We start from the raw sequence: 13,779 nt of genomic DNA, 5'->3' as shown, positions 1-13,779 counted from the left end.
TCTACAAGAAACATTAAGGGGAACATCACTGTGGGCGAATTCATCTACACGATGAAAAACGTGCGCAAGGCTATCGGCGAAAAGCTGATCCTTGACAATGTGACCATGGCTTTCTATCCAGGCGCCAAGATTGGTGTCGTGGGCCCCAACGGCGCGGGTAAGTCGTCGATCCTTAAGATCATGGCTGGCCTTGACCAGCCTTCCAACGGCGAGGCCTTCCTTGACCCAGGTGCCACCGTGGGTATCTTGCTCCAGGAGCCACCTCTGAACGAGGAAAAGACCGTCCGTGGCAACGTGGAAGAGGGCTTGGGTGGCATCTTTGAAAAGAAGCAGCGTTTCGAGCAGATCGCCGAGGAAATGGCGACCAACTACACCGATGAGCTCATGGAAGAAATGGGCAAGCTCCAAGAAGAGCTTGACCACGCCGACGCATGGGAGATCGACTCTAAAATCGACCAGGCTTTGGAAGCTCTGCGCTGCCCACCGTCTGACGAGCCTGTGACCCACCTTTCCGGTGGTGAGCGCCGCCGCGTAGCACTGGCCAAGTTACTGCTTTCCGAGCCTGACCTTTTGCTTCTCGACGAGCCTACTAACCACCTCGACGCGGAATCCGTGCAGTGGCTGGAGAAGCACCTTGCGGACTACAAGGGTGCTGTTTTGGCCGTCACCCACGACCGTTACTTCCTCGACCACGTTGCTGGCTGGATCTGTGAGGTCGACCGCGGCAAGCTTTACCCATACGAGGGCAACTACTCCACCTATTTGGAGACTAAGGCTGCTCGTTTGGAAGTTGCTGGCAAGAAGGACCAGAAGCTGCAAAAGCGTCTGAAGGAAGAACTTGCATGGGTTCGTTCCGGTGCCAAGGCGCGTCAGGCAAAGAACAAGGCTCGTCTGCAGCGCTACGAGGAGATGGCTGCCGAGGCCGAGCAGTACAAGAAGCTCGACTTCGAAGAAATCCAGATCCCTACGCCACCACGTCTGGGTAACCAGGTTGTTGAGGTTGAGCACCTCGACAAGGGCTTTGATGGCCGTGTGCTGATCAAGGATCTTTCCTTCACCCTGCCACGCAACGGCATTGTTGGTGTGATCGGCCCGAACGGTGTGGGTAAGTCCACCCTGTTTAAGACCATCGTTGGCCTAGAGCAGCCAGACGGCGGCGAGGTCAAGGTTGGCCAGACGGTGAAGCTGAGCTACGTTGACCAGAACCGTGAGAACATCGACCCCGAAAAGACCGTGTGGGAAGTTGTTTCCGATGGCTTGGATTACATCCATGTTGGTCAAAACGAAATGCCATCGCGTGCATACCTGTCTGCTTTCGGCTTCAAGGGCCCAGATCAGCAAAAGCCTTCTAAGGTTCTCTCCGGTGGTGAGCGCAACCGCCTGAACCTTGCGCTGACCTTGAAGCAGGGCGGCAACTTGATCCTGCTTGACGAGCCAACTAACGACCTCGACGTGGAAACCTTGGGTTCTTTGGAAAACGCGTTGCAGAAGTTCCCTGGTTGTGCCGTGGTCATCTCCCACGACCGTTGGTTCTTGGACCGCACCTGTACCCACATCCTCGCGTGGGAAGGCAACGTTGCAGAAGGCCAGTGGTTCTGGTTCGAGGGCAACTTCGAGGATTATGAAAAGAACAAGGTCGAGCGCCTTGGTGCCGATGCTGCACGCCCATCGCGTGTGACGCACCGCAAGCTCACCCGCTAGTTTTAAGTCAAAAGCCACCTCGGCGCTTTCTGAGGTGGCTTTTGTGCTTTAGGTAACACGCTGGTCTAGATACTATTGTGAACTAAACGACTTTTAGGATTGTAGAAAGTACACGGCAAATTTCAATGAGCACTGAATCTTCTCACCAAGTTCACACCGCCACCGTCCCTGTTCGCTGGACGGATTTTGACCGCTTCGGTCACGTGACTAACTCCGCCTACGTGGATCTCGCCCAAGAGGCTCGCACTGTGTGGGCAAACGACAACTTTGCTGTGAAAGGCCACCAGATTCCGGCCGTCTTTGTTCGCCACATCGAGGTGGACTATCTTCGCCCCATCATGCCAAGCACCTCGCAAGTAGTGGTAGAAACCGAAGTTGTGCACATCGGCAACACCTCGTTTACCACTCGCCAGCACCTTAAAGACGGCGAAGGCCACGTCTGTGCCACCGTTATCGCTGTTCAGGTAGCAGTAGACATGCTGACCACAAGGCCACGCGCCATCGCCGCCCACGAGCTGCAGGTGCTCACCCAGTTTGCAGCCTCGACACAACAGGAGTCAGAGCAGTAGCTTTGTGCTATGAGTAATTCCTCGGTATCCCTGACCGTACAGTCAGGGCAGTCCGGTTTAACGTCCCTGCTGCAACGCGCAGTGGGGCTCGACGCCTCTTCCTACGCGCGCTTGCAGCAAGTAGGGGAGGCGGTCAACGTTTTTGTGACCACACCCTTTGATGTGATTGTTTCTCGCCGAGTGTTGGGAACCGCCAGTAGCGACGGTGCCGTGCTGCGTAGCGCTGATCTCCTCGCCGCAGGCAGTGGTCCTGCTGTGCCAGCGGGCTGGCCAGGTGCACTGCCCCCAGCTGAAGGCTTTGAGCTTGTCGACGAAATCCCCGTGGCCGTAGCTCGCCAACTCGCCGACCAAGGCCAAGCGCTGGCAAAACAGTTCAGCAGCAGCCTTGGACCGCCGGTGAGCTTGCTCAATCAAACGGTGTTGACTGTCACCGGAAACAACACCTCGGTAGACATTCCTATGCGCATGATCTTTGCGTGTACCTCGCTGGGATTTATCCCTGGTATGAACGCGCCGGAAAATATCCCGCGACACCTGCGAGTATCGCAAGTGGGGCGGTGGAGTCGTATCGATGCCCCCTTCGGTAGCGTGTATCGCAGCGAGGGGATCGGATTGTTGTTCCCAATCTAAGGGGCTTGGTTAATAAGCATCTGGGCCACGCGCTGCATGTGATCCCACATGGCGGCGCGGTGGGCTGGGGGAAGAGTTGCCTCGTCGATGCTGTCCAAGGTGTCGGACATGATATCCAGCCAGCGCTGAGCCTCGTCCATACCAATGGGGAAGTGGGCATGGCGCATGCGCAGGCGCGGGTGGCCACGGTTTTCAGAGAAGGTCTGTGGCCCGCCCCAATACTGGGCGAGGAACCAGCGGAGGCGATCTTCGGCGCCTTCCCAATCATCGTCGGGGTACATGGGGCCGATGAGGTCGTCGTTACGCATGCGTTCGTAAAAACGGTGCACGATGAGATGGAAGGTTTCCTCGCCACCGACGGACTCATAAAAAGACGCAGGGGTGTTCATGGTGGCTTATCCTATTCTTCTTCGTCGAGGCGGCGGTAAGCACCAATGCCTTCGGGGTAGGGGGTGTCAATGCCGTTGCGCTGCAAATCGGTAAGAATACGCGCGCGCATCTTGCGCTCAATAAACCATTGTTGATCCGGCAAGGTGGTCACACGTGTCCGGATAACCATGTGGTCAAGTCCAACGGAATTCACGCCGTCGACCACGGGGTCGTCGAGAAGCACATCGGCTACTTCTTGCAGCTGTGCTTCATCGGCCACGGACTTCTCAATCAATGCAATCGCATCGGAGGCCTTCTCATCCAAGGCGATGGGGACGTTGATGATCGCTACCGCATACTCCTGGCTGAAATTGCCCACGCGCAGGATCTCACCGTTACGCACGAACCACTGGGTGCCGTTGATATCACGCAAGGTGGTCAGGCGAAGGGATACGTCTTCGACTGTGCCCACAACATCGCCGACATCAATGGTGTCGCCCACGCCGTATTGGTCCTCGATGAGCATGAACACGCCAGAAAGGAAGTCCTTCACCAGCGATTGAGCACCAAAGCCTAAGGCCACACCAACAACACCGGCAGAAGCAATCAACGGGGTGACATCCACGCCGATCAGTTTGAGCGTGCCCAGTGCCGCCCACACCCAGACAAAGATCGACACCGCGCTGCGTCCCACCGCAGCTAGGGTACGGATACGAGCTTGCCGACGCTGCTCCTGAGTGGCAGTCAGTGCCTCGCTCGCGGCGTTATTGCGCTTGCGCTTGATAATCGGGTTCGAGATAGCCAAGCGGGGTTTGCGAATGTTGGCATCGGCGGCCTTGGTGATCGCCTTGCGTAGCGCCCAGTTCAGCACAATGGCCACAACGAGCGTCAACGCGATCCTGATCGGACGCTCAATCAACCAATCCTGTGCCATTGGGCTGTGCAGCCACGACTCGGTGGAGTTGATCGCAGACTCCGTCTCATCTGACAACTTATTTTGGGCGAGAACCTGAAGCGGCTCACCCCCTGAGAAACCAAAAATATTCATCGGTTTCCACCGTATCGTAGAACGCCAACACGCGGGGGTAACCATGCGTAAAAGGGCAGGTGAAACGGCATCGTTTCGCTAGAGATGGCACCTGGAAGTAGGCGAGTGGTGTTTTATACACCGCATGGAAAATGAACAGCTTGGTCTAGTGTGGTCACTCATACCTACGCCGACTACCAAAGCCAACAAGGAGAACCCATGCCTTCGCACTGTGACCACGGATTTTCCACCCGTAGTATTCACGCAGGATACGAGCCCGATTCCCTCTATGGCTCCATCAACACCCCGATTTACGCCTCCACCACCTTCGCTCAAAATGGTCTCAACGAACTCAGGGGCGGGTTCGAGTACACCCGCTGTGGAAACCCGACCATCGCAGTGCTAGAAGCAACCGTCGCCTCCTTAGAAGGCGCAGAATACGGCCGAGCTTTTTCCTCCGGCATGGCAGCCACGGACGTACTACTGCGCACGGTGCTCACTCCTGGCGACCACCTGATCTTCGGACATGATGCCTACGGTGGCACCTTTCGCCTCATCGACCAAGTCTTTGCAGCCTGGGGTATTAGTTACACCGTGGTTGATACCACCAACGCGGCAGAAGTAGGCGCAGCACTGCGCCCTAATACCCGTGTGGTGTGGCTAGAAACCCCCTCCAACCCAGGCCTTGCTATCACCGACATCGCAGCGGTAAAAGACCAGCTAGCCCAGCACGCAGCCCACCTTGTGGTAGATAACACCTTCGCCTCCCCCTATTTGCAATCCCCACTCGCACTGGGTGCCGACGTGGTCGTGCACTCGACCACAAAATATTTGGGCGGACACTCAGACGTAGTTGGCGGGGTAGTAGTAACCAACAACGCAGAAATCGACGAGTCCGTCGCCTTCCTCCAAAGCGGCGCCGGCGCCATCTCCTCGGCTTTCGACGCCTACCTCATCGCCCGTGGCATTAAAACGCTGGGAGTGCGCATGGACCGCCACTGCGACAACGCCGAAGCACTCGCGCACTACTTCGCACAACACCCCGCAGTAGCAAAGGTGCTCTACCCAGGCCTGCCCAGTCATCCAGGACACGACGTAGCTGCACGTCAAATGCGCAGGTTCGGGGCCATGATTTCCCTGCGATTCCACAACGAACAAGCAGCGCGTGCCTTTTGTTTGAACACCAAGATCATCTGCCTTGCAGAATCCCTCGGTGGCGTGGAATCCCTAGTGGAGCACCCCGCCACCATGACCCATCAGTCAGTCACCGGATCCACACTCGAAGTCCCCCGTGACCTCGTGCGACTCTCAGTAGGAATAGAGGACATCGACGACCTCATCGCCGATGTCCAACACGCCTTAAGCTGCGTCGACAGCGCGTAGGTGAACCGCCCGCTCCTGGCCTGCCGCACCCTCGCTAATAATGCGACGAGCTGCACTAGGCAGGTTCGGATGCGTGTCTAGGAACTCCTGAGCAAAGGCAACAGCCTCTGCCGAAACATCCCACGCAGGATAAATGCCCGTCACAGTGACGGCCGCAACCTCCGAAGACAATGCCTCCCATAGCGGTTCTGCAAGCTCAAACACCGAACGAGAGAACTGCTCCAAATACGGTGCCGAACCTGCAAAACGCAAGCCCTCCAACTTGTGACGCAAATACAAGTTAGACAGCGAATTAGCCGGATCAGTAATCTCCGCGAAAATCTCTGCCTTTACGTCCTTGCTGGGCTGAGCTGCATAGGCACGAAGCGCAGCCAGCTCGCTAGCAGAAGACTTATCTAATGCCAACAACTGAGCGATACGCGACTCCACCTGATCTGCAGGAACATCACCACGAGCGATAAGCGCAGTAAGCGCCCACCACCGCAGATCAGAATCCACCACAACACCCGGCAGGGAAGTAGAGCCCTCGGCAATGAGAGCAAACTCCTGTGCCGCCTCATCAGTCAGCTTCACCTTGGCCAACGCCTGCACAAACGCCAGCTGCGCATCGGAACCGGGTTCAAGCTCACGGGCAGCCTGCAACATGGCATCCGCCAACAGAGCAGAACCCTCCTGTTCAGCCCACTGCGGATCCACATACGACGACAACGCCCGCGAAGCCTGCATGAGCACACGCTCCAGCACCGCGATTTCCGTTTCCGCCTGCGCACCACGAGCCACCAACCGCACAAAATCACGCGCCCGCATCGAACCGTCACGCGTCATCTCCCATGCAGCTGACCAGCACAACGTCCTAGCCATCGGATCCGCAATTTTGTCGATGTTCTCCACAACAAAAGCCAACGACGCAGGATCCAACTGCATCAAGCAGTAGGTCAAATCGTCATCATTTACAATCACCAGATCAGCTGCCGGAACCCCCACCAGCTCTGGTACCTCAGTCAACTCAGAATCAACATCGAGCTCTACGCGATGGGTACGCACCACGGAGTCGTCGGCAAGCGAATATAGGCCCACCGCAATCCGGTGCGTGCGCACCTCGCCCGCGCCGGGTGCCGCACCATCTTGGGCCACCGCAAAGCTGGAATAGCTGCCATTGCTAACCTCAAAACGCGGGCTGAGCTTATTCACACCCGTGGTCTTGAGCCATTGATTTGCCCATTGTGACAAATCGCGACCGGAGGCCTTTTCAAAAGCACCCAACAAATCATCAAAAGTGGCATTACCAAACGCATGGTTGGCAAAGTGCATACGCACACCAGCCAAGAATGCCTCACGGCCAACATAAGCCTGCAGCTGCTTGAGCACCGAGGAACCCTTGGCATAAGTAATGCCGTCGAAGTTCTGCTCCACGATCTCAATATCGCTGGCATCGGCAGTAATGGGGTGCGTGGATGGCAACTGATCCTGCTGGTAGGCCCACGACTTCTCCACATTGGCAAAGGTCACCCATGCTGTGGAATACTGTGTTGCCTCCGCCTGTGACAACGCAGCCGACCACGTGGCGAAGGACTCGTTAAGCCACAAATCACCCCACCACTTCATGGTCACAAGATCGCCAAACCACATGTGTGCCATCTCGTGAAGAACGGTGTCGCAACGGCGCTCATACCGGTAACGAGTCACCTTCGATGAAAACACGTACTCGTCTCGGAACGTCACCGCGCCAGCGTTTTCCATCGCACCCATGTTAAATTCCGGCACGAAAATCTGGTCATACTTGCCAAAGGGGTAGGCCACGCCAAAGTTGGCATGATAAAAATCAAAGCCCTGCTTCGTCTCCGTAAACAGCGTTTCTGCATCCAAGTGCTGCGCCAAAGACTCACGGCAGTAAATAGCCATCGGAATCTCAAGCTCGTGCGGCTGATCCGCGGGAGTCTCAGGATGATGCGTAAGAGCACCATGCCACGTATCGGTCACCTCGTGATAAGGGCCAGCACACAAGGCGATCAAATAGGTGGACAGCTTGTAATCCACCGAAGACACATGTGTTGCCACATCGCCATCAACTGTGATCTCCGAATACGCATTGGTGATCACCTTCCACGCTTTTGGTGCCACGATGCTAAAACCATAGGTTGCCTTAAGATCTGGCTGGTCAAAGCAGGCAAACATCCGCTTAGCATCGGCAGTCTCAAACTGGGTGTACAGGTAGACCTCATCGTCAGCTGGGTCCACAAAGCGGTGCAAGCCTTGGCCGGTGTGAGAATACACACAGGTGGCGTCGATAAGCAGCGTGTGCGACCCCACCGTGAGATCATCGAGGGCGATACCGCGGGATTCGTCGTAACGCCCATCCTTCAACGCCACCGCGCTCCCCGTAATATCGCGGCCATCCAACTCCACACGAGCAACCGACTCCGCACGAAGATCAATGAAGGTACTACCAGCATTGAGAACCTCAAAGGTCACCGTAGTCGTAGAAGGAAAAGTGCGCTCATCAGCGGTGAGATCCAGTGCAACATCATAATGGCCTACGCTCAGCACATGCGCGCGATGCTCGGCTTCCTTCTGCGTGAGATTAATCGAAGACATACAACTCCTTGGAAATAAAATATTCGCAGGTTACGGCTCTCCACGATACCGCGGGGAATAAACCACTGGGGGCCAAAGCGTTGATAAGAAAAGAAACCCACGAGCGCGAAGGAGATACGCATGGCTAACAACGTGACGTTCTGGTTCGATGCATCCTGCCCATTTTGCTGGATCACATCGCGATGGATCAAAGAAGTAGAAAAAGTCCGCGACATATCCGTCACATGGGTTCCCATGAGCCTATCCGTGCTTAACGAGGGCCGCGACGAGCTCCCAGAAGACTACAAAGAAAAAATGAAAGCCAACTGGGGGCCCGCGCGCGTATTCGCAGCCGTGGCCACCGAACAACCCGACCGTGTCGACGCCCTCTACACCGCAATGGGCACCCGAATTCACAACCAAGGCGAAGGCGGCAAACAAGGCTACGGAGCTTACGACGCCATCATCGCCGAAGCACTCGAAGACGTCGGACTACCCGCCTCCTACGCAGCCGTCGCCAACACCGACACCTGGGACGACACCCTCACCGCATTCCACACCACCGCCATGGACGCAGTGGGCAACGATGTAGGAACCCCCGTAGTCAAACTCGGCGACACCGCATTTTTCGGCCCCGTACTCACCCGAATCCCGCGTGGCGAAGAAGCAGGAATGCTTTTCGACGCATCCTTCCAGCTGGCGGCCTATCCGCACTTCTTTGAGATCAAACGCTCCCGAACCGAAAGCCCCCAGTTCGACTAAAACTCAAGCGCTATCGACTACACTTCTAGATATGCGCGTATACCTAGGAGCGGACCACGCAGGGTTCGATATGAAAAACACTATTGCCGATCACCTCAAAGCCAAAGGCCACGAGGTGATCGACTGCGGAGCTCACACATACGATGCTCTCGACGATTATCCCGCCTACTGCATCGAAGCAGCAAGCCGCGTAGTAAACGACCCAGGCTCACTGGGCATTGTTCTCGGCGGATCCGGCAACGGCGAGCAAATTGCCGCCAACAAGGTCAAAGGTGCCCGCTGCGCACTCGCATGGTCAGTAGAAACCGCCCGCCTAGCCCGTGAGCACAACAACGCACAACTGATCGGCCTCGGTGGACGCATGCACTCCGAAGAAGAAGCACTAGCCATCGTCGACGCCTTCCTCGACCAAGAGTGGAGCAAAGAAGAGCGCCACCAGCGTCGCATTGACATCCTCAGCGAATACGAGCGCACCGGAATCGCACCAGTTATTCCAGAATCCTAAAACCGCTCATACCTTGAAGGGGTGTGCCGACCAACTGGCCGGCACACCCCTTCAAGCGTGTCAAAGACTATGAGCTAGAAATCGAAATCAAAATCAAAATCGCCGAATCCATCAAAGCCCCCGAAGCTATCGCCGGCATCACCCATATCACCGAAGTCACCTGCAGTGTCTACGTCTCCTGTATCTCCCGTGCCCTCCGCAGCTGCAAGACCGTCTTGGAAACCATCACCATAGCCGGACTCAAAAGCGTGCGCACTATAGCCCACACCAGACATGCCGTTGAAGAGGGACGAGAACAACAAGACAGAACCTGCAGTCCACATGCCCGAACGCAACGCACCAGCCCACCATGGCTCGGAATACCAACCGGCTGGAACCGGACGACCAGCGACCATGCCGCCAGGGTAGTAGTTAGGTGTTTGCGGAGAAGCAGTAGGAGAGGCCGTCACACTATGCCCCTCGTGCTCAATAGTGCGCTGTTCAGTCACCTTGCCAGCGGCACGCTGTCCCTCCAACGGCGGCAACTCAGGTCCAGCAGGAAGCCCCATGATTTCTCGGGCAGCATTGACATAGTGCAATCCTTCAAGCGCGGACTCGCGGGCCAACTCCGCTTGGCGAACGGTCTGTGCTTGGCTAATCTGCGAAGATGCCGCATTGAAACGCTCGGACGCATCAGCCATCGCCTGAGTAGACGCAGAATCCGTGCCGCTGAGTGAAAGCACCTGCGAACCCAAGCGATCAATCCACCGCCGTGCCTCGGTAATAGCATCATCTAGCTGGATAGCCTGCTGCTTTTGGCTCGACCCACCGGATTTAGACACCACAACAACAAGGCCACCGACAACGATGGCAACCAAAAGCAAAGCGATCATGATCGAATTCCTTATACCAATTGAGCAACTGACCGCAGCCGCATGTCTAAGCGGCTGCGCTGTTAACTATGTAAACGGTGCAGAACGCAGAAAGTTCCCCACGCGCATCACCTAGGGGTGCAAATGCGCGTGGGGAACTTTGTTGCATTATCTACTCGGAGGATTTCTCTTGTTGAGCGGTACTCTTAGCTTTCCGCTCCTCGACCCACTCTTTGATGTGGTCGGAATCCCATAGCGTCAATCCATGGAATTTAGTGACGGGCTCTGGTGCGCGCCCGCGTCCAGCGTAGCTTGTGAACGTACCTCGGGCGGTGCCGGAAAAGGCAGCGCATTCGACAGCTGTCCATAGTTCTCGACCTGTGTCAGAATCAATGATCTTCGGGTGCATGGGGTTATATAATATCCAACTAATTATTCTTGGTCTAAAAGTGCTGGTAGGGCGGCTTGCTCAAACTTTTGTTATACCTAACGGGGTTGAAAAAGGAGGGGTGAACTTGACTTCCCGTGCAAACGATATGCTAGCAATGTTGGTTTGCCTGAAATTTTTGGGGAGGCTTGGCTGGAAAGCATGCTCGGGTCGATTTGGGGGCGGTGTCAAAACTGCCGATTTTGAAATTCCATGCCCCTGTGCGCTAAGGTTGTTCGCACAGCAGTTAATGCCTGTGGGAATGTCGTATAGTGGCTAATACCTCAGCCTTCCAAGCTGAAGACGCGGGTTCGATTCCCGTCATTCCCTCCAATAGCCGGTGCTTCTAGTTTTTTACTTGAAGCACCGGTTTTTTGCTTTTGTGTATGGTGTCCAAATTCCCGTCTCCTCGAACTCAAGAACGCGAAAACCGCAGGGCGGCAATTTCGGGTGATTTTCGCGTCCTGTGGTTTTCGCGTTCTTGAGTTCGAGTTCGCGAAATGAGAGCGAAATGAGAGCGAAATGAGAGCGATTGAGCGGTTGTTCATGCTTTTTCGGTACAGTGCACATTCTTGACCGGTTTGAAACCCCTCAAAAGTCCACTTGAGCTGGCGATTTTCTTTTTTCCGGAGGGTTATGTAAAGTTTCTCCTCGGACACGGAAGGGCCCACAAGGTTCTGAAGGTTCAACAGGAAAGAAAAACGGGACGTGGCGCAGTTTGGTAGCGCACCTGCTTTGGGAGCAGGGGGTCGCAGGTTCAAATCCTGTCGTCCCGACAAAAATCCCTCCACTTGAATATAGGTGGAGGGATTTTTCTAATTCAACTATCCCCTATAAAAAAACGACCAGGAGAGTTACTCGTGAAGAGTTCCGTCGAAAAGCTGAGCGAGACCCGCGTTAAGCTCAATGTAGAGGTTCCTTTCGAGGAGCTAAAGCCAGAGATCGACCAAGCTTACAAGGCTTTGGCTCAGCAGATCACCATCCCTGGCTTCCGTCGCGGTAAGGCGCCACGCCAGCTTATCGACGCCCGCATTGGTCGCGGCGCAGTCCTCGAGCAGGTCATTAACGATATGCTGCCTACCCGCTATCAGCAGGTTGTGGAAGAAAACGAGCTTGTCGTTCTCGGCCAGCCACACATTGACATCACCAAGTTGGAAGACAACGAAGTTGTCGAGTTCACCGCTGAGGTTGATGTTCGCCCAGAGATCACTGTTCCTGATTTCTCCGCTTTCGCGGTTGAGGTCCCTGCCATCAAGTCTGATGATGAGGCTGTCGATGCACAGATCGATAAGCTGCGCGAGCGTTTCGGTGAACTGAAGGACACCAAGCGCAAGCTGAAGACCAACGACTTTGCCATCATCGACATCGAGGCTGCTATCGACGGCGAGAAGCTGGAAGAGGCAACCACCGAGGGTATGTCCTACCAGATCGGCGCTGGCGACCTCATCGATGGTCTGGACACCGCACTGCGCGGTCTGAAGACCGGCGAGTCTGCTGAGTTCACCACCACCTTGAAGGCTGGTGAGCACGAGGGCAAGGAAGCTGCTGTGACCGTTACCGTTCAGCAGACCAAGGAGCGTAAGCTTCCTGAGCTTGATGAAGAGTTCGTTCAGACGGCTTCCGAGTTCGACACCGTCGAAGAGCTGCGCGAGTCCGTCGCAGAGCAGGTTGCGGAGCAGGCTAAGGCTGAGCAGGCTACCGCAATCCGCGACGAGGTTCTCAAGGCTGCCCTCGCAGAGGCAACCTTCGAGCTGCCAGAAGGCGTTGTCGAGGATCAGATCCACGCACAGCTGCACCAGCTCCTCAACCAAGTTGGTGGCGACGAGGCTGCCCTCAACGCTGCACTCGAGGCTCAGGGTACTTCCCGCGAGCAGTTCGATGCTGACAACCGCAAGAACTCTGAGGAAGCTGTTCGTACCCAGTTGTTCTTGGACGCACTGGCAGAGCAGGAGCAGCCAGAGGTTTCTCAGCAGGAGCTGACCGACCACATTCTGTTCACCGCTCAGTCCTATGGTATGGACCCTAACCAGTTCATCACCCAGCTGCAGCAGTCTGGTCAGATCGGCAACCTTTTCTCTGACGTTCGCCGCGGCAAGGCACTGGCAGCAGCTATCTGCCGTGTTTCCGTGAAGGACGACGAGGGCAACGCTGTTGACCCAAGCGAGTACTTCGGTGAGGAAGAAGAGTCCGCAGAGGATTCCGAGTAATTCTTCACGGTGAAAGGCCCAGCTTCGGCTGGGCCTTTTGCGTACACTGCAGGGTTTCGACGCTGAGAGCGAACAGAGAAGCTATGCGGAACAAACGGCAGGTACCCTAGGGTTGCATTTGTTATAAAGATCGTGAGTAAGTCTAATGAAAAGGAGCACGGGAATGACTGACCAGATTCGCATGGCGCAGGCAAGTGCCGGAATGAATTTGAGCGATTCGGTATATGAGCGCTTGTTGCGAGAGCGCATTATTTTCCTAGGCACCCAAGTGGATGATGAGATCGCTAATAAGTTATGCGCTCAGATCCTGTTGCTATCGGCAGAGGATCCTACGCGTGATATCTCGCTGTACATTAACTCCCCAGGTGGCTCCGTTACCGCAGGTATGGCTATTTACGACACGATGAAGTATTCGCCGTGCGATATTGCTACCTACGGCATGGGCTTGGCTGCGTCGATGGGGCAGTTCCTGCTCTCCGGCGGTACCAAGGGCAAGCGCTTCGCGCTGCCACACGCTCGTATTATGATGCACCAGCCGTCGGCAGGCGTGGGCGGCACTGCCGCTGACATCGCTATTCAGGCCGAACAGTTTGCACAGACCAAACGCGAGATGGCTGAGCTTATCGCTGAGCACACCGGCCAGTCGTTTGAGCAGATCACTAAAGATTCTGATCGTGACCGTTGGTTTACTGCGCAGCAGGCCAAGGAATACGGAATCGTCGACCATGTTATTGAGTCCGCGCAGGGCCCGCTTTCTAACTAGGCAGGAGTAAC

General features: G+C 55.7%; 13 protein-coding genes and 2 tRNA genes. 10 read left to right on the top strand and 5 right to left on the bottom strand.

The window, feature by feature from the left end; all coding sequences use genetic code 11:
• Window positions 1-30: 30 nt before the first annotated feature.
• From ettA to CIP100161_RS09085, 3 genes are all read left to right on the top strand, one after another.
• Entirely contained in the window at window positions 31-1,701 is a 1,671-nt protein-coding gene (ettA, locus tag CIP100161_RS09095; protein WP_003852495.1) for an energy-dependent translational throttle protein EttA, read from the top strand.
• Window positions 1,702-1,826: 125 nt separating this feature from the next.
• Window positions 1,827-2,270 (top strand): acyl-CoA thioesterase, encoded by a 444-nt coding sequence (locus CIP100161_RS09090; protein ID WP_010935345.1) that lies wholly within the window; start codon window positions 1,827-1,829, stop codon window positions 2,268-2,270.
• Between the two features lie 9 nt (window positions 2,271-2,279).
• Window positions 2,280-2,900 carry a hypothetical protein gene (locus tag CIP100161_RS09085; RefSeq protein ID WP_155873774.1) on the top strand — a complete coding sequence of 207 codons (621 nt, stop codon included), beginning with the start codon at window positions 2,280-2,282 and terminating at the stop codon, window positions 2,898-2,900.
• Here the strand turns inward: CIP100161_RS09085 and CIP100161_RS09080 are convergent.
• A complete protein-coding gene (locus tag CIP100161_RS09080; RefSeq protein ID WP_155873772.1) occupies window positions 2,897-3,289 on the bottom strand; it encodes a globin in 393 nt (130 codons plus the stop codon). The genes CIP100161_RS09085 and CIP100161_RS09080 overlap by 4 nt on opposite strands.
• Window positions 3,290-3,300: 11 nt before the next feature.
• Window positions 3,301-4,317 (bottom strand): mechanosensitive ion channel family protein, encoded by a 1,017-nt coding sequence (locus CIP100161_RS09075; protein ID WP_155873769.1) that lies wholly within the window; start codon window positions 4,315-4,317, stop codon window positions 3,301-3,303.
• A gap of 198 nt (window positions 4,318-4,515) precedes the next feature.
• Here CIP100161_RS09075 and CIP100161_RS09070 point away from each other — a divergent pair, with 198 nt between their 5' ends.
• On the top strand, window positions 4,516-5,679 hold the full coding sequence (locus CIP100161_RS09070) for a cystathionine gamma-synthase (RefSeq protein WP_155873767.1): 1,164 nt from the start codon (window positions 4,516-4,518) through the stop codon (window positions 5,677-5,679).
• Here CIP100161_RS09070 and pepN read toward each other — a convergent pair.
• Entirely contained in the window at window positions 5,656-8,274 is a 2,619-nt protein-coding gene (gene pepN, locus CIP100161_RS09065; protein ID WP_155873765.1) for an aminopeptidase N, read from the bottom strand. The genes CIP100161_RS09070 and pepN overlap by 24 nt on opposite strands.
• A gap of 120 nt (window positions 8,275-8,394) precedes the next feature.
• On the opposite strand from pepN, the gene CIP100161_RS09060 reads away from it, so the two are divergent.
• Together CIP100161_RS09060 and CIP100161_RS09055 are read left to right on the top strand one after the other, a co-directional pair.
• Entirely contained in the window at window positions 8,395-9,015 is a 621-nt protein-coding gene (locus CIP100161_RS09060; protein WP_155873763.1) for a mycothiol-dependent nitroreductase Rv2466c family protein, read from the top strand.
• Between the two features lie 31 nt (window positions 9,016-9,046).
• Window positions 9,047-9,520 (top strand): ribose-5-phosphate isomerase, encoded by a 474-nt coding sequence (locus CIP100161_RS09055; protein WP_155873761.1) that lies wholly within the window; start codon window positions 9,047-9,049, stop codon window positions 9,518-9,520.
• 74 nt (window positions 9,521-9,594) lie between these two features.
• On the opposite strand, the gene CIP100161_RS09050 is transcribed toward CIP100161_RS09055, so the two are convergent.
• Entirely contained in the window at window positions 9,595-10,392 is a 798-nt protein-coding gene (locus CIP100161_RS09050; RefSeq protein ID WP_155873758.1) for a DUF1542 domain-containing protein, read from the bottom strand.
• Between the two features lie 151 nt (window positions 10,393-10,543).
• Window positions 10,544-10,780, bottom strand: coding sequence for a helix-turn-helix transcriptional regulator (locus CIP100161_RS09045; protein ID WP_155873757.1), 237 nt, complete (start codon window positions 10,778-10,780; stop codon window positions 10,544-10,546).
• Window positions 10,781-11,056: 276 nt separating this feature from the next.
• On the opposite strand from CIP100161_RS09045, the gene CIP100161_RS09040 reads away from it, so the two are divergent.
• The 4 genes from CIP100161_RS09040 to CIP100161_RS09025 all read left to right on the top strand — a co-directional run bounded on the left by CIP100161_RS09040 (window position 11,057) and on the right by CIP100161_RS09025 (window position 13,768).
• Window positions 11,057-11,131: transfer RNA gene (locus CIP100161_RS09040), tRNA-Gly, on the top strand.
• Window positions 11,132-11,500: 369 nt separating this feature from the next.
• Window positions 11,501-11,574, top strand: a tRNA-Pro gene (locus tag CIP100161_RS09035).
• Between the two features lie 84 nt (window positions 11,575-11,658).
• The gene (tig, locus tag CIP100161_RS09030; protein ID WP_155873755.1) at window positions 11,659-13,005 is read left to right on the top strand and encodes a trigger factor; all 1,347 of its coding nucleotides are present in this window, start codon (window positions 11,659-11,661) and stop codon (window positions 13,003-13,005) included.
• 163 nt (window positions 13,006-13,168) lie between these two features.
• On the top strand, window positions 13,169-13,768 hold the full coding sequence (locus CIP100161_RS09025; protein ID WP_003852476.1) for an ATP-dependent Clp protease proteolytic subunit: 600 nt from the start codon (window positions 13,169-13,171) through the stop codon (window positions 13,766-13,768).
• The last annotated feature ends 11 nt before the right edge of the window (window positions 13,769-13,779 follow it).

Source organism: Corynebacterium rouxii (assembly GCF_902702935.1).
GTDB classification, from domain to species: Bacteria; Actinomycetota; Actinomycetes; order Mycobacteriales; family Mycobacteriaceae; genus Corynebacterium; species Corynebacterium rouxii.
This window is presented reverse-complemented; position numbering and strand designations above follow the sequence as displayed.

What these genes read in the sequence shown, in the direction of transcription:
- CIP100161_RS09090 (WP_010935345.1), top strand. Translation starts at nt 1,827, where the DNA reads ATGAGCACTGAATCTTCTCACCAAGTTCACACCGCCACCGTCCCTGTT.
- CIP100161_RS09085 (WP_155873774.1), top strand. Translation starts at nt 2,280, where the DNA reads ATGAGTAATTCCTCGGTATCCCTGACCGTACAGTCAGGGCAGTCCGGT.
- CIP100161_RS09080 (WP_155873772.1), bottom strand. Translation starts at nt 3,289, where the DNA reads ATGAACACCCCTGCGTCTTTTTATGAGTCCGTCGGTGGCGAGGAAACC.
- CIP100161_RS09075 (WP_155873769.1), bottom strand. Translation starts at nt 4,317, where the DNA reads ATGAATATTTTTGGTTTCTCAGGGGGTGAGCCGCTTCAGGTTCTCGCC.
- CIP100161_RS09070 (WP_155873767.1), top strand. Translation starts at nt 4,516, where the DNA reads ATGCCTTCGCACTGTGACCACGGATTTTCCACCCGTAGTATTCACGCA.
- pepN (WP_155873765.1), bottom strand. Translation starts at nt 8,274, where the DNA reads ATGTCTTCGATTAATCTCACGCAGAAGGAAGCCGAGCATCGCGCGCAT.
- CIP100161_RS09060 (WP_155873763.1), top strand. Translation starts at nt 8,395, where the DNA reads ATGGCTAACAACGTGACGTTCTGGTTCGATGCATCCTGCCCATTTTGC.
- CIP100161_RS09055 (WP_155873761.1), top strand. Translation starts at nt 9,047, where the DNA reads ATGCGCGTATACCTAGGAGCGGACCACGCAGGGTTCGATATGAAAAAC.
- CIP100161_RS09050 (WP_155873758.1), bottom strand. Translation starts at nt 10,392, where the DNA reads ATGATCGCTTTGCTTTTGGTTGCCATCGTTGTCGGTGGCCTTGTTGTT.
- CIP100161_RS09045 (WP_155873757.1), bottom strand. Translation starts at nt 10,780, where the DNA reads ATGCACCCGAAGATCATTGATTCTGACACAGGTCGAGAACTATGGACA.
- CIP100161_RS09025 (WP_003852476.1), top strand. Translation starts at nt 13,169, where the DNA reads ATGACTGACCAGATTCGCATGGCGCAGGCAAGTGCCGGAATGAATTTG.